We start from the raw sequence: 19,814 nt of genomic DNA, 5'->3' as shown, positions 1-19,814 counted from the left end.
GATGGCGATCGCCCTTGAAAGCCGGCGGCTGGTCCTGCGACGACCGGAGCCGGACGATATCGGCCGGATGGTCGACCTGCTCGGCGATTTCGAGGTGTCCAAGATGCTGTCCAGGGTGCCGCATCCGTATCGGCCCGAGGATGCGGCGTCCTGGATTGACGCCCTGCCGCACGATGGCGACCCGACGGGCGCGGAGTTCGCCATCGACGCCGGCGCCGGCCTGATCGGCGGCATCGGGTTCACCAGCGAAGATGGGCATCCGGTCCTCGGCTACTGGCTCGGACGGCCGTATTGGCGGCGCGGATATATGAGCGAAGCGGTCGAGCGGGTTCTCGACTGGCTGTTTTGCCGTGGCGATCACGATGTCGTCCGGTCCGGCGTGTTCTCCGGAAATACCGCATCATTGCGAATTCAGGAGAAAAACGGGTTTGAAATCATCGGCCGAAACACCGTGCATTGCCTTGCGCGCGGGTTGGACTTGCCGCATATCAACACGGAAGTGACGCGCCGCCGTCATCTCGGGGTCATGCAATGAAATTTCTCGATCAGGCCAAGGTGTTCGTCCGCTCCGGCGACGGCGGTGCCGGTTCGGTCAGCTTCCGGCGCGAGAAATATGTCGAGTTCGGCGGCCCGGACGGCGGCGACGGCGGGCGCGGCGGCGACGTCATCGTGGAATGCGTCGGCGGCCTCAACACCCTCATCGACTACCGCTTCCGCCAGCACTTCAAGGGCAAGACCGGTGGCCACGGCATGGGCCGCAACCGCACCGGCGGCAAGGGCGCGGACGTCATCCTCAAGGTCCCGGTCGGCACCCAGATCCTCGCCGAGGACAACGAAACGCTGATCGCCGACATGACCGAGGAGGGCCAACGCTTCGTTATCGCCCGCGGCGGTAATGGCGGCTTCGGCAACGCCCATTTCAAATCCTCGACCAACCAGGCGCCGCGGCGCGCCAATCCCGGCCAGGACGGCACGGAGATGTGGGTCTGGCTGCGGCTGAAGCTGATCGCCGATGCCGGCCTCATCGGCCTGCCGAATGCCGGCAAGTCGACCTTCCTTGCCGCGGTCTCGGCCGCCAAGCCGAAGATCGCCGACTATCCGTTCACCACGCTGCATCCCAATCTCGGGGTCGCGGCGGTCGACAATCGCGAATTCGTGCTCGCCGACATCCCCGGCCTCATCGAGGGCGCCCATGAGGGCGTCGGCATCGGCGACCGGTTCCTCGGCCATGTGGAACGCTGCCGGGTGCTCTTGCACCTCGTCGACGGCACCGGCGAGGACGTCGTCGAAGACTACAAGGTCGTGCGCGGCGAGATAGAAGCCTATGGCCACGGCCTTGCCGACAAGCCGGAGGTGGTCGCCCTTTCCAAGATCGACGCGCTCGACGAGGAGATGCGGAGCGAACGCATGTCGGCGCTTTCCAAGGCCATCGGCCGGCCGGTACTGGGCGTTTCCTCGGCAACCCGCGAGAATGTCGAGGCGACCCTTCGCGCCGTCTTCAAGGTGATCGATGCGGCCCGCGCGGACGAGGCCGAAGAGGCCGTTCCCGCGCCCGCCCCCGATGCCGGAGACTGGCTGAAATGGTAAGGAAGCTGACCGGCTTTCGGCGCATCGTCGTCAAGATCGGCTCCTCGCTGCTGGTCGATGCTGCCAAGGGAAACCTGCGCCGAACCTGGCTTGAGAGCCTTGCCGACGACATTTCCGACCTGCACGATGCGGGCGTGGAACTGGTCATCGTTTCCTCCGGGGCGATCGCCCTCGGACGGCACCAGCTTCGCCTCCATCCCGGCGAACTCCTGCTGGAAGAAGCGCAGGCGGCGGCCGCCGTCGGCCAGATCTCGCTTGCGCGCGCCTATACCGAGGCGCTGCGCGCCCGCGGCCTCCTCGCCGGCCAGATCCTGCTCACCCCCGGCGATACGGAACAGCGGCGGCGCTATCTCAATGCCCGCCAGACCGTCGACCGGCTGCTCGGCCTTGGCGCCATTCCCGTCGTCAACGAGAACGACACGGTCTCCACGGCGGAGATCCGCTATGGCGACAACGACCGGCTCGCTGCCCGCGTCGCCCTGATGACCAGCGCCGACTGCCTGGTGCTCCTGTCCGACATCGACGGCCTCTACACCGCGCCGCCCGCCCAGCACCCCGACGCGGAGTTCCTTGCCGAAGTGCCGGCGATCACGGCCGAGATCGAGGCGATGGCCGGGGCCGCCGGCTCGGAGCTGTCGCGCGGCGGCATGAAGACCAAGATCGAGGCCGGCCGCATCGCCACCAGCGCCGGCACCTCGATGGTCATTGCGTCGGGCAAGACGCTGCATCCGCTGACCGCGATCTCGTCCGGCGCGCGGGCCACCTGGTTCCCGGCGCCGACCTCACCGGTGACCTCGCGCAAGAAATGGATTGCCGGACAGCTCAAGATCGTCGGATCGGTGACCATCGATGCCGGCGCCGTCACGGCCCTTCGCTCCGGCAAGAGCCTGTTGCCGGCCGGCGTCGTCTCCGTCGCGGGAAGCTTTCGCCGCGGCGATGCGGTGATCCTGCGCGATCCCACCGGCCACGAGGTCGGCCGCGGGCTGATCGCCTATGACCGGGACGATGCGGAACGGCTCGCCGGGCGCAAGAGCGGGGACATCGAGGCGATCCTTGGCTATCGGGGACGCTCGGAGATGATCCACCGGGATGATATGGTCCTCCACGGCGAGGAAATCGCCGCAACGGATGTGAAATGATGCTTGAGACCGCAACGAAAACCGTGGACGACGTTGCCGCCGTCATGGCCGACATCGGCGCGAGGGCGCGGGCCGCCTCCCGGGTGATGGCGAATGCCCCGAGCGAAGAGAAGAACCGCGCGCTGCGCGCCATGGCGCGGATGGTCCGCTGCTCGGCCGCGCAATTGCTCGCCGCCAATGCCGAGGACGTCTCGCGCGCCAAGGCCGACGGCATGGCCGCGTCCTTCATCGACCGCCTGAAGCTGACGCCGGAGCGGATCGAGGGGATAGCTGCCGGCATCGAGGCTATTGCCGAGCTTGCCGATCCGGTCGGCACCACGATTTCGTCCTGGGAGCGGCCGAACGGTCTTGCCATCGAGCGCGTGCGCACGCCGCTCGGCGTCATCGGCGTCATCTATGAGAGCCGGCCGAACGTCACCGCCGACGCCGGCGCGCTGTGCCTGAAGGCCGGCAATGCCGTGATCCTGCGCGGCGGATCGGATTCCTTTGCCTCCTCGCGGGCGATCCATGGCTGCCTCGTCCGCGGGCTGCTCGAAGCCGGGCTGCCTGAGGACGCGATCCAGATCGTGCCGACCCGCGACCGCGCCGCCGTTGGCGAAATGCTCAAGGGGCTCGGCGGCACTCTCGACGTCATCGTGCCGCGCGGCGGCAAGGGCCTTGTCGGCCGCGTCCAGGAAGAGGCGCGCGTGCCCGTGTTCGCCCATCTGGAAGGCATTTGCCACGTCTACATCCACGAGGCGGCCGACCTCGCCATGGCGCGCTCCATCGTCCTTAACGCCAAGATGCGCCGCACCGGCATCTGCGGGGCGGCAGAAACCCTGTTGATCGACCGGTCCGTCGTCGCCAGCCACCTTCCGGCCATTGTCGCCGACCTGCAGGCCGCCGGCTGCGCCGTGCGCGGCGACGAGGAGGCATGCTCTGCCGTCGATGGCATCGAGGCGGCGAGCGAGGCAGACTGGTCGACGGAGTATCTCGACGCCATCATCTCCGTGAAGGTGGTCGGCGGCATCGACGAGGCGATGGCCCATATCGCCCGCTACGGCTCCAGCCATACCGAGAGCATCGTCACCGACGATGCGGCGGCGGCCGAGAAATTCCTGGCGGAGGTGGATTCGGCGATCGTGATGCACAACGCCTCGACCCAGTTCGCGGACGGCGGCGAGTTCGGCATGGGCGCGGAAATCGGGATTGCCACCGGGCGCATGCATGCGCGCGGGCCGGTCGGCGTCGAACAGCTCACCAGCTTCAAGTACCGGGTGCGCGGCAGCGGGCAGGTCCGCCCGTGAGGACGCGCCCGCCGGTGGCCAGGCCGTGATGCTCCGCCCGTGATCGATCTTGCCGAAGCCCATTCGCTCTACCAGGTGCCGCCGGGCGATGCCGGACTGACGGTCGGGCTGTTCGGCGGCTCCTTCAATCCGCCCCATGACGGCCATTTCCACGTGGCGCTGACGGCGCTCAGGCGGCTCGGCCTCGACCGCATCTGGTGGCTGGTCACCCCGGGCAATCCCCTGAAGGACCACAGCGAGCTGGAAGCCCTTGAGGCGCGGGTCGCGGCCGTGCGCAGGCTCGCCGACCATCCGCGCTTCACCGTCACCGCGTTCGAGGCGACCGAGGGGCTTTCCTATTCCGCCGACACCATCGCCTTCCTCAGGCGGCGCCGGCCGGGCGTCAACTTCGTCTGGGTGATGGGCGCCGACAACCTTGCCGGCTTCCACCGCTGGCAGTTCTGGCGGCAGATCGTCGACACGCTGCCGATCGCCATTGTCGACCGGCCGGGGGCGTCGCTCTCGCCGCTGTTTGCGCCGATGGCCGAGGTCTACCGCCACGCCCGTATCGCGGAGGATGAGGCCGGCGATTTCGCGCTCCGCCCGGCGCCGGCCTGGACCTTCCTGCACGCCCCGCTCAACCCGCTGTCCTCCACCCTTTTGCGTCAGCACGGGCCGTTGCGAGCGGACCGATGAGGCGAATCGGCGGCGCGCCACTCCCCGGGCGACAGGGCCGCGCGAGGCCCGCAATCTTACGGAATCAAAGGCGTCTTGAAATCGTCACCCTGAAACGCTTATTTTATACATGAGGCTGACGCTTGGTTGCAGGCAGTCTCGAAGCATCGGCAAGACCGCCGATGCAGCAACCGGTATCGCATGGCGAGAGGTAAAATCCCTGAGCATGATGCTTGACGGCGAGGCCGCGATGACTCGCGCGCCCGAAGCGCCGCTTGGCCGTACGCATGACACCGTGCGGGAAGCGCTGGAGACCGTTCTCAAGAGCCTGGAAGACTCCAAGGCCGAGGACATCAACCCCATCGACATCACCGGAAAGTCCGCTCTGGCCGACCATATGGTCGTCGCCTCGGGGCGGTCGCATCGCCACGTGGGGGCGATCGCCGACCACCTGCTGCGCGACCTGAAGACGGCCGGTTTCGGCACCGCCAAGGTCGAGGGCCTGCCGCATTGCGACTGGGTCCTGATCGACACCGGCGACGTCATCATCCACATCTTCCGCCCCGAAGTCCGGGCGTTCTACAATCTGGAAAAGATGTGGGCGGCAGACGTGCCGACGAACGACCGGTATTTCGTCTGAGGTCCGCACCGCTCGCCTGAGCGAGCGGAGGGCCGATCGACGCGGCCGCCTGCCCCGCGTGACGGGCGGACCGGAACGTCGTTGAGTGGAATATGCGGCGGACAGGGCCGGCTCCCGGCTCCTCCGCGCAAAGAGGGTTTATGCGCATTCTCGTTGCGGCCGTCGGCCGGCTGAAGGCCGGCGCCGAGCGCCAGCTCGTCGAGCGCTATGCCGGGCGCACGGCAAAGAGCGGCCGCAACCTCGGCATCACCCGCTTCGATCTTCAGGAAATCGCCGAATCGCGCGCCCGCTCGGCAACCGAGCGCGCCGCCGAGGAGGCCGCCGCGCTCGCCGGGGCATTTGCGCCCGGAGCCGTCGTGGTCGCCCTCGACGAGGCCGGCAAGTCGATGTCGAGCCGGGCGTTCGCCGACTGGCTGGCCGCGACCCGCGACGGCGGCGCGCCGGAAATCGCCTTCGTCCTCGGCGGGCCGGACGGCCACGGGCCGGAGCTGCTTGCCCGCGCCGACCTGAAGCTCTCGCTCGGGACGATGACATGGCCGCACCAGATCGCCCGCGTCCTTCTCCTCGAACAGCTCTACCGGGCGACCACGATTCTGTCCGGCCATCCCTATCATCGCGAATAAGTGATCCCGCAAAGGCCCTCCCCGGCCTTCGCGCCGGCGCGCGCGGGGGATAGGAAAGGAGCGGCCGCGCCTTCGCCAGTGGCCGATCTCCGCGGCTTTCCGTTGGAAACCAGCGGTCGCGGCCTGGAAATAACCATGATTGGAAGCAACACTTGCCGCCGTCGCCGGGCTTTTCCATGTTCTGCGGTATGGTTGACGGATCGTTAACGGCTTGCCGCGTAACCTTAACGGTCTCATAACGGCATTGGATTCTCACTTGGCATCACCCGTGTCCGCATCGGCCGGCCGCACCTCCCTGATCGGGCTCTTCAGCCTGGCGCTCGTCGCCGGCGCCGGGGGCTTCGCGGCGCCGGACGTGCTGGCGAAGGCCGAGGAAGAGGTGGCGGCCCCGGCCGACGAGGCGGCGCCCGAAGCGGTTGCCGAGATCGCCGCGCGCAAGAGCGCGCGCGAGGAGGAACTGGCCGCGCTCACCCGCGACATCGAGATTTCCGGCGACCGGCAGGAGACGATCGCCCGCGAGATCGCCGAACTGGACCAGGACCGGGCGAGCCTCAATGCCGCCCTCATCCGCACCGCGGAACGCGTCCACCGCCTGGAGACGGCGCTCGCGGAAAGCGAGGAGCGCTACGAGCGGCTCGGCGGCAACGAAGACGAGGTGCGCCTGTCGCTCTCCAAGCGCCGGGCGGTGCTTGCCGAGGTGCTTGCCGCGCTGGAGCGGATCGGCCAGAAGCCGCCGCCGGCGCTGGCGGTGCGGCCGGAAGACGCACTTGCCGCCGTCCGCAGCGCGATTCTCCTCGGCGGCGTGCTGCCCGAACTGCGGCTGGAAGCCGAGGCGCTGGCAGGTAACCTTGCCGAGCTGACCGCGCTGAAGCGGCAGATGGCGGCGGAGCGCGACAGGCTTTCCGGCGATGCCCGGCGGCTGGCGGAGGAACGGGCGCGGCTCGGCGTCCTCCTTGCCGACAAGAAGGCGCGCTTCAGGGCCCGCAACGAGGCGCTTGCCGCGGAAAAGAAGAAGGCCGAGGAACTGGCCGCCAAGGCGACGTCCCTGAAGGACCTCGTCGCTGACCTGGAAAAGGAAATCGCCTCGGCCCGCGACGCGGCGGAGGCCGCGGCAAGGGCCGCAAAGGAACGGGAAGAAAAGGGCGAGGAGGCGGTCGCCGATACCAGCGCCAACCGGCTCGCCCCGGCCGTTGCCTTCATCAAGACCAAGGGGCACCTCGCGCTGCCGGCGCGCGGCGCGGTGCTCCGGCACTATGGCGATGACGACGGCATCGGCGGGGAGTCCATGGGCCTTTCCGTCTCGACGCGGCCGCGGGCGCGGATCGTCGCCCCGGCGGACGGCTGGGTCGTCTATGCCGGCCCGTTCCGCAGCTACGGTCAACTCTTGATCCTAAATGCGGGCGACGGCTATCATATTCTACTGGCTGGCATGGAAACGATCGACGTGGAACTGGGCCAGTTCGTTCTGGCCGGCGAGCCGATCGCGGTGATGGGGACGCAGCGTCTGGCCAGCGCGGCGACGCTTGACATTGGGTCCACCCAGCCAGTCCTTTACATAGAGTTTCGCAAGGACGGCAAGGCAATCGATTCGGCCCCGTGGTGGGTCGATACGGAAAATCAAAAGGTCGACGGATGATTCGTAAAGTCTCTCTCCTGATGGTCGGTGCGCTGCTCGGCGCAGCAGTCGCGGTGACCTTGTCGCCGACGAGGATCGTCTTCGGCAGCTCCGCCAATGCCGCAGCCTCCGACACCTATCGGCAGCTTCAGCTCTTCGGCGACGTCTTCGAGCGCGTGCGCTCCGACTATGTCGAGGTTCCCGAGGACACCAAGCTGGTGGAATCGGCGATCAACGGCATGCTGACGGCGCTCGATCCGCATTCCAGCTACCTGTCGCCGAAATCCTTCAAGGACATGCAGGTGCAGACCCGCGGCGAGTTCGGCGGCCTCGGCATCGAGGTCACCATGGAGGACGGCGTCGTCAAGGTGGTGGCGCCGATCGACGGCACCCCGGCGCACAAGGCCGGCATCCTCGCCAACGACCTGATCACCCATCTCGACGGCGAACAGGTGCGCGGCCTGACGCTGGCCCAGGCGGTGGAGAAGATGCGCGGCCCGGTCAACACCGACCTGACGCTGACGGTGATCCGCAAGGGCGCGACCGAGCCCCTGAAGATCACCATCACCCGCGACATCATCCGCATCCGCTCGGTGCGCAGCCGGGTCGAGGACGACACCGGCTACATCCGCATCACCCAGTTCAACGAGCAGACCTTCGACGGGCTGCGCGAGGCCATCGACGAGATCTCCAAGGACGTGCCGGAAGACAAGTTGAAGGGCTTCGTCGTCGACCTGCGCAACAATCCGGGCGGGCTCCTCGACCAGGCGATCGCGGTCTCCGACAGCTTCCTCGACCGCGGCGAGATCGTCTCCACGCGCGGCCGCAACGCCGAGGAAACCCGGCGCTACAACGCCCGCTCCGGCGACCTCGCCAAGGGCAAGCCGGTGATCGTGCTGATCAATGGCGGCTCGGCCTCGGCCTCGGAAATCGTCGCCGGCGCGCTGCAGGACCATCGGCGGGCAACGGTGCTCGGCACCCGTTCCTTCGGCAAGGGCTCGGTGCAGACCATTATCCCGCTCGGCTCCAACGGCGCCATCCGGCTGACCACGGCGCGCTACTACACGCCGGCCGGCCGCTCGATCCAGGCCAAGGGCATCGATCCGGACATCGAGATCCTGCAGGAGGTTCCGGACGAGCTGAAGGGCCGCACGGAAACCAAGGGCGAAGCGGGCCTGCGCGGCCACCTCACCTCCGAGGAGGGCGAGGACAAGGAAGCGGTCGCCGCCTCCCAGGCCTATGTGCCGCCGGATCCGAAGGACGACGCGCAGCTCTCCTACGCCCTGGAACTCCTGCGCGGGCTGCAGCAGAACAGCGCCTTCCCGCCGGACCCGAATGCAGGGATCCCGAACTGACGAAGAGGTCCTGAGAGGCGGCCGAGGCCCGGCCGCCTCCCCTGACCCGTATCCGGCGGGCCCCAAACGCGCGGCGTTTGATCTGGTTTTCCCCGTGCTTTTGCCGATCGGTTTTGCACCTGTCCTGGTCCGCGGCCCGCTTCCGGGAGTCCTATCCCGGAGCGTTTTGGCAAAAAATTAACCAAGTTTTTGGATAAGAAATCGTCTCGAAACAATGGACTAAAGCATCTCAAATAAACCCAAACATGCTTTAGGCGGCGGACGATCATGGCAGCGGACAACCTGACCGCACCCCTTGGCGGAAAACCCAAGGCGGACCGCAAGAAGCGCCGCTTTCCGTTCGGTCTTCTCGCCTTCGCCCTGTTTCTGATCGTCGGCTCGACGGTCACCGCCTGGCTGTCGCTGGTCGACGATCCCCATGGCGGCGAGCCGATGGCGACCGTCGACATCGCGCCGACCCTCAACAAATCGCCGTCCGCCACCGTCGATGTGGTCGACATCCCCAAGGAGGCGCCTGCCCCCGGCGAGGCGGGCACGGACGACGCGGGCGATGCCGCGACCCTCGGCGACGGCTCGGTGATCACCGCGATCAAGCCGCCGGGCGAGGACATCGCCGCCGTGGAGCCCGAGGTCGGGCCGGACGGCGCGCTCTCCACCCAGCCGATCCCCAAACTCATGGAGCAGGGCCGCAACGGCCCGCTGCCGCGGCGCTCGGTCGACGGCAGCCGGCCGTTCGACCTCTACTCCGCACCGATTTCGCCGAACCTGAAGAACGCGCCGCAGATCGCCATCATCGTCGGCGACCTCGGGCTGTCCCAGACCGGCACCCAGGAAGCGCTCCGCAAGCTGCCGAAGGAGACGACGCTCGCCTTTGCGCCCTATGGCGGCAGCCTCGACAGGTGGATGCAGAAGGCCCGCACGGGTGGCCACGAGCTTCTCTTGCAGGTGCCGCTGGAGCCGTTCGACTTCCCGGATAACGACCCCGGCCCGCACACGCTGCTGACCTCGCTCGCGCCCTCGGAGAACCTTGCCCGGCTGCGCTGGGTGCTGTCGCGGCTGACCAACTATGTGGGCGTCGTCAACTATATGGGCGCGCGCTTCACCGCCGATCCCAAGGCGCTCGCCTTCTTCATGGAGGACATCGGCCGGCGCGGCCTGATGTATCTCGACGACGGCACCTCGCCGCGCAGCCTGTCCCAGAGCATCGCCCACGCCACCGGCACGCCCTACGCCAAGAGCGAGGTCGTGATCGACGCCTCGCCGGCGGCTGCCGATATCGACACCCGGCTCCTGGAGCTTGAGACCATCGCGCGGACCAACGGCACCGGCATCGGCGTCGCCTCGGCGCTGCCGGTGACGGTGGAGCGCATCTCCGAATGGGCGAAATCGCTGGAAAGCCGGGGGGTGGTTCTGGTACCGATCTCCGCAGTGGTGCGCCGGCGCCAGCGCTGACGGCCTTTTCTTCTCCCCCGCCCGCGGCCCCGCGCGAGGCCGGCAGAAAATCAGCGAGGTCCCATCCGATGGTCGCCAAGGACGATCTTCCCTACCGCCCCTGCGTCGGCGTCGTCTTGTTCAACGACGACGGCCTGGTGTGGGCCGGCGAGCGCCGCTTCGAGCCGGACGATGCGGAGGGGGCCGGCTACTGGTGGCAGTTCCCGCAAGGCGGCATCGACAAGAACGAGGACCCGGCCGAGGCAGCCAAGCGCGAGCTCTTCGAGGAGACCAGCGTGCGCTCGGCCGAGATCATCGGCGAGACCGGGGACTGGCTTACCTATGACCTGCCGGACGAGATGATCGGCATTGCCTGGAAGGGCCGCTACCGGGGCCAGAAGCAGAAATGGTTCGCCATGCGCTTCACCGGCCCGGAATCGGAGATCGACGTCGACAATCCGGGCGACGACCACAAGCCGGAATTCAGCGCCTGGCGCTGGGAGCGCCTGGAGCGCCTGCCGGACCTGATCGTGCCGTTCAAGCGCGACGTCTATGTCCAGGTCGTCGCGGCATTCAAGCACCTGGCGGCGGGGTAAGCATCCTCGCCGGTGCGGGGCGCGAACGACTCTTTCGTCTGCCCCACCGCATCGAGACCGGCTTGCCTCGGCAACCCGGAGGGCTTTTGAATTCATTCTTTTTCGCTGCCGCTTACGTACTACAACCTAGCGATAGTCCACTTCTGAGGAAAAGCGGAACCACTGCAAACGGCACATGCGGTATTTGCCCGGCTCAAAAAACGCAAATGCAGCGCTGGTCGGAAAAACTGACGGGATCACTTGCGGCGCAGCAAAAAAACGATTCGAATCAATTAGATAGCAAGTCATTGAAATCTCAACGAAATTGATTATATTAAGTGAGCTAGCGGGGTGAATAAGATGCAATACGATGCACGGCAGATTGCCAATTGGTTCTTGAGCCGCGCCAAGCGTGATGGGCAATGTCCATCCATAATGGCGCTGCTAAAGCTCACCTATATCGCACATGGCTGGAACCTAGAAATCAACAATGCCCCGTTATTTCCAAACCGCATTGAAGCATGGCAATACGGCCCTGTAATTCCGGACGTTTACAATTCTTTTCGGCCACAAGGTGTCACACCTTTTAAACCAGATTCTAATTATCCCGATACTATTGACGATCCAACGACGGAGAACCTTTTAGAACAGATCTATAACATTTATGGCACAATGACGCCCTTTAGGCTATCCGAAATTACCCATGAACCAGGTGGCCCGTGGGAAACTGCGACCCGTCTCGGCGGGTGGTATGCACCGATCCCCAACGAATTGATTCAATCCCACTACATAGTCAAGCGTCGGCAGGCGAATGCCCAGAAATGATTGATGTACCGCCAATTGATGCGCAGCCTGAAGCAGAAAAAGCGCAACCTCAAAGACAGACTAACATTGAATTTCGGCTCCTAGAGGCCAGCGCAAAGGCAAAAGAGAATTTAAATCGAGAAGCCGACCAACGCTATTATCTACGTTGGCTTGCCGTTATTGTTGCTCTCGCAATAATATTCATGATGTCATTTGCCTTATTTCACATGTCACACAATGTAATTTGGGGAACAATTTTGACTGTTCCCGCAACATATGCGATTGCACTAGTCGTCTCCCCTATTATTTCAATAACGGCTATTTTGATTGCGTTGTTCATCGCGGCGTTCCGTGGTTTCAAGAAAGATGATGAAGAAAATTTCATTTCCGCCGCGAAAGACGGTATGCGCGGAAGTGGAATAATAAGCTGAGATTTCGTAATCAATCTCATGGATCACATGATCGTCTCCTGTCGCGACGCTGAGTGAAGGAAAAACGGGAGCGCAAGAAGCGCAACCCCATAGCGGGCAACACTTGCCGGCATTGCAAAAACGCCAACAAAAAAACGCGGGCGCCGAGGCCCGCGTTCTCCAACACCCATCGTGCGGGGCCCTCAGGCCCCCTTGCCTGGGTCAGCGGCAGAAGCGCTGCCTGCCCGGGGCGTAGAAATAGTAGCCGGTATCGGGATTGAAGGTCCGGTACTTGGACGAGCAGTAGTCGTACCAGGCCGGGGACCACGGCTTCGGGCCGCTGCCACGGTAGCCGACATCCGCCGCGCGGTTCATGCAGCGATTGTAGACACGGCGATAGACGCGGTCCCACTGGATCGAGGAGCGCCCGGCACCGCCGACCGCACCGGCACCGCCGCCGATGGCGGCCCCGCGGGCCGCGCCTCGGCCGCCGCCGATGATACCGCCGATGATGGCACCGCCGACAGCACCGGCCGCGGCGCCGCCGATGACGTTGCCGCCGGTCGGGACGCGGTCGTTTGCCGCCGCGCGGGCACGGGCGTCACAGCGGGCGTGCTGGGCGAACGCCTCGCTCGACAGGGACATGGCTGCGGCGATGGCCATCGCTGCGATCAGGGGTTTTTTCGCTTTCCAGATCATGTTCGTTGTTTCCCTCCGGGAACAGCTTGGAGATTCCGGTGTGGCGATGTCGTCATCAGCCCCTGACTGACACGCGCCATTCAAGTTATCGACTTTCAACAGTCCCGCGCGCCGATGGGATCCTTGCGCGCGGCGGCCGAAGTCTAGCGGGGCAACTTAAAACTGCCAATTGGCCATGAATATGACGGTTAAGTATTTTTCCGCAATGGCAAATGGTGTGCCGGGCGCGCAAGCGCGGCCAACGAAAAAGCGCGGCCCGTCGGACCGCGCTTCTTGATGTTTCCGGCTAGTCGCCGGGCCTTGCGCCCGGACTACTCCGCGGCGGCGATGTCGTTCGGCGCAGCCGCGCGCACGGCGTTGTCCACATGGGCCTCGAACTTGGCGAAGTTCTCCACGAACATGTGCACGAGCTTGGCCGCCTGGGCGTCGTAGGCGTCCTGGTCGTCCCAGGTGCCGCGCGGGTCGAGGATCGACGTGTCGACGTGATGGACCGCGACCGGGACCTGGAAGCCGAAGAACGGATCGGTGCGGAATTCCGCCTCCTTCAGCGAGCCGTCGAGGGCGGCGGTCAGGAGCGCCCGGGTCTCGCGGATCGGCATGCGGTGGCCCACGCCGTAGGCGCCGCCGGTCCAGCCGGTGTTGACCAGCCAGCAGTCGACCTCGTGGTGATCGATGAGGTCGCGGAGCAGATTGCCGTAGGCCGACGGATGGCGCGGCATGAACGGCGCGCCGAAGCAGGTCGAGAAGGTCGCCTGCGGCTCGGTGATGCCCTTTTCCGTGCCGGCGACCTTGGCGGTGTAGCCGGACAGGAAGTGGTACATGGCCTGGGCCGGGGTCAGCTTGGCGATCGGCGGCAGCACGCCGAAGGCATCGGCCGTCAGCATGATGATGTTCCTGGGGTGCGGGGCGCGGCCGGTGTCGCTGGCGTTCGGGATGAAGTCGATCGGGTAGCCGCCGCGGGTGTTTTCGGTCTTGGAGCCGTCGTCGAAGTCCGGAACGAGGGTCTCCTCGTCGAGGACGACGTTCTCAAGCACGGCGCCGAAGCGCTGCACGGCATGAAAGATCTCCGGCTCGGCCTCTTCGGAGAGCTTGATCATCTTGGCGTAGCAGCCGCCCTCGAAGTTGAAGAGGCCGTCGGCACCCCAGCCATGCTCGTCGTCGCCGACGAGGGTGCGGCTGGCATCGGCCGAAAGGGTCGTCTTGCCGGTGCCGGACAGACCGAAGAAGATCGCCGCGTCGCCGTCGGGGCCGACATTGGCCGAGCAATGCATCGGCATCACGTTCTGCGGCGGCAGCAGGTAATTCAGCATCGTGAAGACGGACTTCTTGATCTCGCCGGCATAGGACGAGCCGCCGATCAGCACGATCTTGCGGTCGAAGTTGCAGGCGATGACCGTCTGGGTGCGGCAGCCATGGCGCTCCGGGTCGGCCTTGAAGCTCGGCAGGCAGAGGATTGTGAGTTCCGGCACGAAGGAGGCGATGGCCTCGGCATCGGGGCGGATCAGGAGATTGCGGATGAACAGGGACTGCCAGGCGAGCTCGGTGTAGATGCGGGCCGGCAGGCGATAGCGCGGATCGGCGCCGCCGAAGAGATCCTGGGCGAACAGCTCGCGGCCCTCGGCATGGGCGAGGAAGTCGGCCATGAGCGTGTCGAAATGCTCGGCGCTCATCGGCGCGTTGTTGTCCCACCACACGACGTCTTCGGTGGTGGCGTCGCGGACGACGAACTTGTCCTTGGCGGAGCGTCCGGTGTGAACGCCGGTCTCAACCACAAGGGCACCACCGCTGGCGATGCGGCCTTCGCCGCGCCGGATGGCCTCCTCGTACAGCTTGGGCTCCTGGAGGTTCCAGTTGACGGCCTTGAGGTTCTTCAGGCCGAAGAGTTCAGGTCCCGCCGCGTCATTCCGCTTGCCGGTCTCGATCACCGCAATATCTCCCGATTTTCTCGTTTTTTGCCACAGGCGTTCTCGCGACGGATGCTCTCATGCCGTGGCGTCAAATCTTCCCTGTCTCCCTCGCGATCGGTCCGACCATATGGGAGCGCTATCCGCCATTCAAGACGTTGCATTATCGCAAGCTTAGTACTTTATGTGTAGATAGCATGAAACCGCAGGTGAGGTCCGTAAAAGGGCGGATTTCAACCGTAGAGCTACGCAGCATTGCGTAATTTGCCTGTATTTCAGGCAATTGCTCTCAGTCGAACAGCTCACCGGGATCGACATCGACGATGCGGCCGAAACCGGCGACCAGATGGGCGCTTTTCGGCACCAGGCGGTAGATCGCGAAATCGGAGAAACCGGCATAGGGCGCCGCTTCCGGGTGGCGCGCCAGGAAGGCCTCGCGCAAGTCCGGGGCCGGATCGGCAACGATCTCGCCGACGACCGTGATGCGGGCCGCCATCAGCGGATCGTCCAGCCCCTCGGCGTTTTTGTCACCGCCGGCAAAGAGCAGCGAGGCGCGGGGGTCTGCGGCAATGTTTCGCGTATGCCGTGCGAGCGTCGACAGAAGGAGCACCGGCCCGCTTCCGGTTGCGGGCGCGACCGTCACCAGCGAGGCGAAGGGCGCCCCGTCGCCGGCGGAAAGGGTGGCAAGGGTCGCGGTTGAGGCGCCGGCGACAAGGCCGCGCGAGACCCTGAGGGCGTCGAAGTCCTCGTCCTTGCCGGCCGGATTGTCCCTGGCCATCCCCTTCTCCTTTTCGTCGCGCCACCTAAATATCGGGCGACAGGGCCATTTTTCCTGCCGTCCGGGCAGGCCGGGGCGGCCGCGAAAGAGCGTTTTGCGACCCTTGAGCCCCGAAGATCCGCCATTTGTGCGACGGATCGCCACCCGTTATGGTCCTTTGCCACATTTTCGCGCCGTTTTGCGCTGATTCGACGGCCCGGCGGAGAAAGTCAAGCCGCATCAGCATTTGGAGCCCGTTCGCGACCATGACCACCATCGCGCTCGTAGACGACGACCGGAACATCCTGACCTCGGTGTCGATCGCCCTGGAATCGGAAGGCTACCGGGTCGAGACCTATACCGACGGCGCCTCCGCGCTCGACGGCCTGAAGTCGAGCCCGCCGGACCTTGCCGTGCTCGACATCAAGATGCCGCGCATGGACGGCATGGAGCTTCTGCGCCGGCTGCGCCAGCTCACCGACCTGCCGGTGATCTTCCTCACCTCCAAGGACGAGGAGATCGACGAGCTGTTCGGCCTGAAGATGGGCGCCGACGACTTCATCCGCAAACCGTTCTCCCAGCGCCTGCTGGTGGAGCGCGTGCGCGCTGTGCTGCGCCGGGCGCAGCCGCGCGACGCCAGCCCGCAGAAGACGCCGGATGCCGGCACCATCGAGCGCGGCCAGCTGGTCATGGACCAGGAACGCCATACCTGCACCTGGCAGGGAAGGCCGGTGACGCTGACGGTGACGGAATTCCTGATCCTCTTCGCGCTCGCCCAGCGACCGGGCGTCGTCAAGAGCCGCAACGCGCTGATGGACGCGGCCTATGACGACCAGGTCTATGTGGACGATCGCACCATCGACAGCCACATCAAGCGGCTGCGCAAGAAGTTCAAGGTGGTCGACACCAGCTTCGACATGATCGAGACGCTCTATGGCGTCGGCTACCGCTTCAAGGAGGTATAGCCCTCTCAGATGGCGATCGATGCCGAAACCGGCGCGACGGTGCCGGAGGCGCCCCACGACAAGCGCGGGCTGAAGCGTCGGCTCCGGCTGTGGCGCCACCTGTCCGCGCGCATCGCCCGCGGCCTCGGCATCCACGTCTTTTCCAACCTGACCCGGCGCATCGTCATCCTGAACCTGTTCGGCCTTTTGGCGCTGGTCTCCGGCATCCTCTACCTCAACCAGTTCCGCGCCGGGCTGATCGATGCGCGGGTGGAGAGCCTGCTCACCCAGGGCGAGATCATCGCCGGCGCCATCGCCACCTCTTCGACCGCCGACAGCGACACCATGACGGTCGACCCGGAGCGGCTCCTGGAGCTGCAGGTCGGCGAGACCATCGCGCCGGCCGAGGACACGCTGCAGGCCCTCGATTTCCCGATCAATCCGGAAAAGATCGCGCCGATCCTGCGCCGGCTGATCACGCCGACCAAGACGCGGGCGCGCATCTATGACCGCGACGGCATCCTCATCCTCGACAGCCGGCACCTTTATTCGCGCGGCCAGGTGCTGCGCTTCGACCTGCCGCCGGCACGCGACGGCGAGATCGGCTGGCTCGGCGAACTCTGGCAGTCGTTCCTGTTCTGGATCCGCTCGCGCGAGCTGCCGGCCTACCAGGAGCTGACCGGCGCCGACGGGCGCGCCTATCCGGAGGTCGACACCGCCCTTTCCGGCTCGCCGGCGAGCATCGTCCGGGTCAACGACAAGGGCGAGATGATCGTCTCCGTCGCCGTGCCGATCCAGCGCTTCCGGGCCGTCCTCGGCTCGCTCCTCCTGTCGACCCAGGGCGGCGACATCGACGCCATCGTCAGCGCCGAGCGGATGGCGATCTTCCGGGTGTTCCTCGTCGCCTCCATCGTCATGCTGGTACTCTCGGTCCTGCTTGCCAGCACCATTGCGGCGCCGCTGCGCCGGCTTGCGGCGGCGGCCAAGCGCGTGCGCCGCGGCGTCTCGGCGCGCCAGCAGATCCCGGACTTTTCCGACCGCCAGGACGAGATCGGCAATCTCTCCCAGGCGCTTCGGAACATGACCAACGCGCTCTACAACCGGATCGACGCCATCGAGCAGTTCGCCGCCGACGTCGCCCACGAACTGAAGAACCCGCTGACCTCCTTGCGCAGCGCCGTGGAGACGCTGCCGCTCGCCAAGAAGCCGGAGGCGCGCGAGCGGCTCTTGCAGGTGATCGAGCACGATGTGCGCCGACTCGACCGCCTGATCAGCGACATTGCCGATGCCTCGCGGCTCGATGCCGAACTCTCGCGCGTCGACGCGGAACCCTTCGACATGGCCGAACTCGCCCACGCCGTCGTCCACATGGCCGGCCAGGTGCGCCACGAGGGCGAACCGGTCGTCGCCCTCATCGTCAACGAGCCGAAGCCGGCGATGAAGGGCGCCTTCGTCGTCACCGGCCACGACGGGCGCCTGGCGCAAGTGCTCAACAATCTGATCGACAACGCCAAGTCCTTCTCGCCGAAGAGCGGCACCGTCCGGGTGATCCTGTCGCGCAAGGAGGAGATGGTGGAGATCGCCGTGGAAGACGACGGCCCCGGCATCCGGGCGGAGAACACCGACCGCATCTTCGAGCGCTTCTACACCGATCGGCCGGACGGCGATGCCTTCGGCAACAATTCCGGCCTCGGGCTGTCGATCTCCAAGCAGATCGTGGAGGCCTATGGCGGCACCATCCGCGCCCGCAACCGCACGACCACCGACCGGGAGACGGGCGAGAGCCGGATCGCCGGGGCGCGCATGGTCGTCCGGCTGCCGGCGTGAACCGCGCCTCCGGATGGGATGACCCCATGGCCGAAGCCCCCTTCCAGACCCACGCAACGGCGCTCCTTCTCGGACCATCCGGTGTCCTCATCCGCGGGGCGTCGGGCAGCGGCAAGTCGCTGCTCGCCTGGACATTACTGCAACGGCCGGGCGACGGCCTGTTCGGAGCGCTCGTCGCCGACGACCGGGTGGAGGTCAGTGCCGTCAACGGCCGTCTGATCGCGCGCGCGCCGAAGCCCCTTGCAGGCCTCATCGAACTGCGCGGCCGCGGCATCCTGAAGATCGCCCACGAGCCGGCCTGCGTCATCCGGCTCGTCGTCGACATCGTCGGCAAGGACGGGCTTGAGCGGATGCCGGAACCGGCGGAGCTCACGACGGTCCTTTGCGGCGTCCGCCTGCCGCGCCAGCCGGTCCGCGACGGCGGCGCGGAGGCGACGAGGCTGGTCCGCGCGGCCCTTGACGGCCTCGATCCGCAGGACATTCCGGCGGCGTGAGTGGCACCGCTGCCATAGCGCCGGAGACAATTGCGGCGGCACGCATTTTTCTGTTGCGCTGCGAAAGCGAAACCGCAAGATGGTCAGTTCACGGCGCGACAGCGCGAGTGGTCCGGCAATCCAATCGGGCCGCCGGCGCGTAATGACCAAAAACAGCGAGTGAACCCATGATCGGACTCGTCCTCGTCACACACGGACGGCTGGCCGAGGAATTCAAAGCTGCACTTGAGCATGTGGTCGGACCCCAGGAGCGGGTGGCGGCGATTTCGATCGGGCCGGACGACGACATGGAAAAGCGGCGCCAGGACATCATCGACGCGGTCAAGGGCGCGGACGACGGCTCCGGCGTCATCGTGCTGACAGACATGTTCGGCGGCACCCCCTCCAACCTCGCCATCTCGGTGATGGAGGAGCAGTCGGTCGAAGTGATCGCCGGCGTCAATCTTCCCATGCTGATCAAGCTGGTCTCGGTGCGCGGCGAAAAGTCGCTGTCGGACGCGATCACCGAAGCCCGGGAGTCCGGCCGCAAATATATCAGCGTGGCGAGCCAGGTGCTCGCCGGGCTGCAATAGGAGCGTGACGTCCATGGAGCGCCGCCGGAAATGATTTCGCGGTGCCTTCCCATCGTCAACAAGCGGGGACTGCACGCCCGCGCCTCGGCCAAATTCGTCAAATGCGCGGAAACCTTCGATGCCGACATCATCGTCAGCCGCGACGGCCAGTCAGTGCCCGGAACCTCCATCATGGGCCTGATGATGCTGGCGGCCGCCCCCGGCTCCACCATCACCGTGACCGCCGAAGGCGCCGATGCGGAGGCCGCCATGGACGCGCTCGTGCAGCTCGTCGAAGGGCGGTTCGACGAGGCCGAATAGCGGCAATTTCGCCTGACCGACCCGGCTTCCTTCTTTCAAAGAGCCGTTCCGCGGGCCCTTCTCCTGGCGCAAGCCCTTGTGGAAACGAATGATTCATTACTGCATAAAGAAATCTTTATGTCTTTATTGAATGCCGCGGGCGTTTTGGCTATAACCCGGTTCGACCGCGCACGGGATGCCGGCCGGCTTCTGCCGTCC

Annotated in this window: 21 protein-coding genes; 18 read left to right on the top strand and 3 right to left on the bottom strand. The window is 65.9% G+C overall.

Features of this window, described 5'->3' with window-relative positions:
• Position 1: 1 nt before the first annotated feature.
• The 13 genes from M2319_RS15780 to M2319_RS15720 all read left to right on the top strand — a co-directional run bounded on the left by M2319_RS15780 (position 2) and on the right by M2319_RS15720 (position 12,140).
• Entirely contained in the window at positions 2 to 535 is a 534-nt protein-coding gene (locus M2319_RS15780; RefSeq protein WP_264602422.1) for a GNAT family N-acetyltransferase, read from the top strand.
• Complete coding sequence (obgE, locus tag M2319_RS15775) at positions 532 to 1,587, top strand: GTPase ObgE (RefSeq protein WP_264602421.1); 1,056 nt, start codon at positions 532 to 534, stop codon at positions 1,585 to 1,587. The genes M2319_RS15780 and obgE overlap by 4 nt, the downstream gene beginning before the upstream one ends.
• Entirely contained in the window at positions 1,581 to 2,726 is a 1,146-nt protein-coding gene (gene proB / locus M2319_RS15770) for a glutamate 5-kinase (RefSeq protein ID WP_264602420.1), read from the top strand. The genes obgE and proB overlap by 7 nt, the downstream gene beginning before the upstream one ends.
• Positions 2,726 to 4,012, top strand: coding sequence for a glutamate-5-semialdehyde dehydrogenase (locus M2319_RS15765; RefSeq protein ID WP_264602419.1), 1,287 nt, complete (start codon positions 2,726 to 2,728; stop codon positions 4,010 to 4,012). Before proB ends, M2319_RS15765 begins: the two co-directional genes overlap by 1 nt.
• A gap of 39 nt (positions 4,013 to 4,051) precedes the next feature.
• Positions 4,052 to 4,687, top strand: a complete 636-nt coding sequence (locus M2319_RS15760; RefSeq protein WP_264602418.1) for a nicotinate-nucleotide adenylyltransferase — start codon at positions 4,052 to 4,054, stop codon at positions 4,685 to 4,687.
• A 229-nt stretch (positions 4,688 to 4,916) separates the two neighbouring features.
• The gene (gene rsfS / locus M2319_RS15755) at positions 4,917 to 5,306 is read left to right on the top strand and encodes a ribosome silencing factor (protein WP_111433646.1); all 390 of its coding nucleotides are present in this window, start codon (positions 4,917 to 4,919) and stop codon (positions 5,304 to 5,306) included.
• Between the two features lie 140 nt (positions 5,307 to 5,446).
• Positions 5,447 to 5,929, top strand: a complete 483-nt coding sequence (gene rlmH, locus M2319_RS15750; protein WP_264602417.1) for a 23S rRNA (pseudouridine(1915)-N(3))-methyltransferase RlmH — start codon at positions 5,447 to 5,449, stop codon at positions 5,927 to 5,929.
• 256 nt (positions 5,930 to 6,185) lie between these two features.
• Positions 6,186 to 7,565 (top strand): murein hydrolase activator EnvC family protein, encoded by a 1,380-nt coding sequence (locus tag M2319_RS15745; RefSeq protein WP_264602416.1) that lies wholly within the window; start codon positions 6,186 to 6,188, stop codon positions 7,563 to 7,565.
• Positions 7,562 to 8,899, top strand: a complete 1,338-nt coding sequence (locus M2319_RS15740; RefSeq protein WP_264602415.1) for a S41 family peptidase — start codon at positions 7,562 to 7,564, stop codon at positions 8,897 to 8,899. Before M2319_RS15745 ends, M2319_RS15740 begins: the two co-directional genes overlap by 4 nt.
• A 267-nt stretch (positions 8,900 to 9,166) precedes the next feature.
• Positions 9,167 to 10,351 (top strand): divergent polysaccharide deacetylase family protein, encoded by a 1,185-nt coding sequence (locus M2319_RS15735; RefSeq protein WP_264602414.1) that lies wholly within the window; start codon positions 9,167 to 9,169, stop codon positions 10,349 to 10,351.
• Between the two features lie 68 nt (positions 10,352 to 10,419).
• Positions 10,420 to 10,926, top strand: coding sequence for an RNA pyrophosphohydrolase (locus M2319_RS15730; RefSeq protein WP_264602413.1), 507 nt, complete (start codon positions 10,420 to 10,422; stop codon positions 10,924 to 10,926).
• A 339-nt stretch (positions 10,927 to 11,265) separates the two neighbouring features.
• Complete coding sequence (locus M2319_RS15725) at positions 11,266 to 11,730, top strand: Panacea domain-containing protein (protein WP_264602412.1); 465 nt, start codon at positions 11,266 to 11,268, stop codon at positions 11,728 to 11,730.
• Complete coding sequence (locus M2319_RS15720; protein ID WP_264602411.1) at positions 11,727 to 12,140, top strand: hypothetical protein; 414 nt, start codon at positions 11,727 to 11,729, stop codon at positions 12,138 to 12,140. Before M2319_RS15725 ends, M2319_RS15720 begins: the two co-directional genes overlap by 4 nt.
• Positions 12,141 to 12,341: 201 nt before the next feature.
• On the opposite strand, the gene M2319_RS15715 is transcribed toward M2319_RS15720, so the two are convergent.
• The 3 genes from M2319_RS15715 to M2319_RS15705 form a co-directional block, all read right to left on the bottom strand.
• Positions 12,342 to 12,818: a BA14K family protein gene (locus M2319_RS15715; RefSeq protein WP_264602410.1), complete on the bottom strand. Its 477-nt coding sequence runs from the start codon at positions 12,816 to 12,818 to the stop codon at positions 12,342 to 12,344.
• Between the two features lie 311 nt (positions 12,819 to 13,129).
• Positions 13,130 to 14,743 carry a phosphoenolpyruvate carboxykinase gene (locus tag M2319_RS15710; RefSeq protein ID WP_264602409.1) on the bottom strand — a complete coding sequence of 538 codons (1,614 nt, stop codon included), beginning with the start codon at positions 14,741 to 14,743 and terminating at the stop codon, positions 13,130 to 13,132.
• A 268-nt stretch (positions 14,744 to 15,011) separates the two neighbouring features.
• Entirely contained in the window at positions 15,012 to 15,500 is a 489-nt protein-coding gene (locus tag M2319_RS15705; RefSeq protein ID WP_264602408.1) for a HugZ family pyridoxamine 5'-phosphate oxidase, read from the bottom strand.
• A gap of 245 nt (positions 15,501 to 15,745) precedes the next feature.
• On the opposite strand from M2319_RS15705, the gene M2319_RS15700 reads away from it, so the two are divergent.
• From M2319_RS15700 to M2319_RS15680, 5 genes are all read left to right on the top strand, one after another.
• The gene (locus M2319_RS15700) at positions 15,746 to 16,444 is read left to right on the top strand and encodes a response regulator transcription factor (protein WP_264602407.1); all 699 of its coding nucleotides are present in this window, start codon (positions 15,746 to 15,748) and stop codon (positions 16,442 to 16,444) included.
• 9 nt (positions 16,445 to 16,453) lie between these two features.
• On the top strand, positions 16,454 to 18,250 hold the full coding sequence (locus tag M2319_RS15695) for a sensor histidine kinase (protein ID WP_319801789.1): 1,797 nt from the start codon (positions 16,454 to 16,456) through the stop codon (positions 18,248 to 18,250).
• 26 nt (positions 18,251 to 18,276) lie between these two features.
• The gene (locus tag M2319_RS15690) at positions 18,277 to 18,744 is read left to right on the top strand and encodes an HPr kinase/phosphorylase (protein WP_264602406.1); all 468 of its coding nucleotides are present in this window, start codon (positions 18,277 to 18,279) and stop codon (positions 18,742 to 18,744) included.
• A gap of 167 nt (positions 18,745 to 18,911) precedes the next feature.
• Complete coding sequence (locus tag M2319_RS15685; RefSeq protein WP_111436694.1) at positions 18,912 to 19,316, top strand: PTS sugar transporter subunit IIA; 405 nt, start codon at positions 18,912 to 18,914, stop codon at positions 19,314 to 19,316.
• A 30-nt stretch (positions 19,317 to 19,346) separates the two neighbouring features.
• Positions 19,347 to 19,616 (top strand): HPr family phosphocarrier protein, encoded by a 270-nt coding sequence (locus M2319_RS15680; RefSeq protein WP_264602405.1) that lies wholly within the window; start codon positions 19,347 to 19,349, stop codon positions 19,614 to 19,616.
• The last annotated feature ends 198 nt before the right edge of the window (positions 19,617 to 19,814 follow it).

Origin of the sequence: Rhodobium gokarnense, from assembly GCF_025961475.1 — a bacterium.
In the GTDB taxonomy this organism is placed as follows: domain Bacteria; phylum Pseudomonadota; class Alphaproteobacteria; order Rhizobiales; family Rhodobiaceae; genus Rhodobium; species Rhodobium gokarnense.
The sequence above is the reverse complement of the archived record's forward strand: the minus strand, read 5'-3'. Positions and strand labels throughout refer to the sequence as shown.

What these genes read in the sequence shown, in the direction of transcription:
- M2319_RS15680 (WP_264602405.1), top strand. Translation starts at nt 19,347, where the DNA reads ATGATTTCGCGGTGCCTTCCCATCGTCAACAAGCGGGGACTGCACGCC.
- M2319_RS15780 (WP_264602422.1), top strand. Translation starts at nt 2, where the DNA reads ATGGCGATCGCCCTTGAAAGCCGGCGGCTGGTCCTGCGACGACCGGAG.
- M2319_RS15720 (WP_264602411.1), top strand. Translation starts at nt 11,727, where the DNA reads ATGATTGATGTACCGCCAATTGATGCGCAGCCTGAAGCAGAAAAAGCG.
- M2319_RS15715 (WP_264602410.1), bottom strand. Translation starts at nt 12,818, where the DNA reads ATGATCTGGAAAGCGAAAAAACCCCTGATCGCAGCGATGGCCATCGCC.
- M2319_RS15685 (WP_111436694.1), top strand. Translation starts at nt 18,912, where the DNA reads ATGATCGGACTCGTCCTCGTCACACACGGACGGCTGGCCGAGGAATTC.
- M2319_RS15725 (WP_264602412.1), top strand. Translation starts at nt 11,266, where the DNA reads ATGCAATACGATGCACGGCAGATTGCCAATTGGTTCTTGAGCCGCGCC.
- M2319_RS15735 (WP_264602414.1), top strand. Translation starts at nt 9,167, where the DNA reads ATGGCAGCGGACAACCTGACCGCACCCCTTGGCGGAAAACCCAAGGCG.
- M2319_RS15740 (WP_264602415.1), top strand. Translation starts at nt 7,562, where the DNA reads ATGATTCGTAAAGTCTCTCTCCTGATGGTCGGTGCGCTGCTCGGCGCA.
- M2319_RS15690 (WP_264602406.1), top strand. Translation starts at nt 18,277, where the DNA reads ATGGCCGAAGCCCCCTTCCAGACCCACGCAACGGCGCTCCTTCTCGGA.
- obgE (WP_264602421.1), top strand. Translation starts at nt 532, where the DNA reads ATGAAATTTCTCGATCAGGCCAAGGTGTTCGTCCGCTCCGGCGACGGC.
- rsfS (WP_111433646.1), top strand. Translation starts at nt 4,917, where the DNA reads ATGACTCGCGCGCCCGAAGCGCCGCTTGGCCGTACGCATGACACCGTG.
- M2319_RS15730 (WP_264602413.1), top strand. Translation starts at nt 10,420, where the DNA reads ATGGTCGCCAAGGACGATCTTCCCTACCGCCCCTGCGTCGGCGTCGTC.
- proB (WP_264602420.1), top strand. Translation starts at nt 1,581, where the DNA reads ATGGTAAGGAAGCTGACCGGCTTTCGGCGCATCGTCGTCAAGATCGGC.
- rlmH (WP_264602417.1), top strand. Translation starts at nt 5,447, where the DNA reads ATGCGCATTCTCGTTGCGGCCGTCGGCCGGCTGAAGGCCGGCGCCGAG.
- M2319_RS15695 (WP_319801789.1), top strand. Translation starts at nt 16,454, where the DNA reads ATGGCGATCGATGCCGAAACCGGCGCGACGGTGCCGGAGGCGCCCCAC.
- M2319_RS15765 (WP_264602419.1), top strand. Translation starts at nt 2,726, where the DNA reads ATGCTTGAGACCGCAACGAAAACCGTGGACGACGTTGCCGCCGTCATG.
- M2319_RS15700 (WP_264602407.1), top strand. Translation starts at nt 15,746, where the DNA reads ATGACCACCATCGCGCTCGTAGACGACGACCGGAACATCCTGACCTCG.
- M2319_RS15705 (WP_264602408.1), bottom strand. Translation starts at nt 15,500, where the DNA reads ATGGCCAGGGACAATCCGGCCGGCAAGGACGAGGACTTCGACGCCCTC.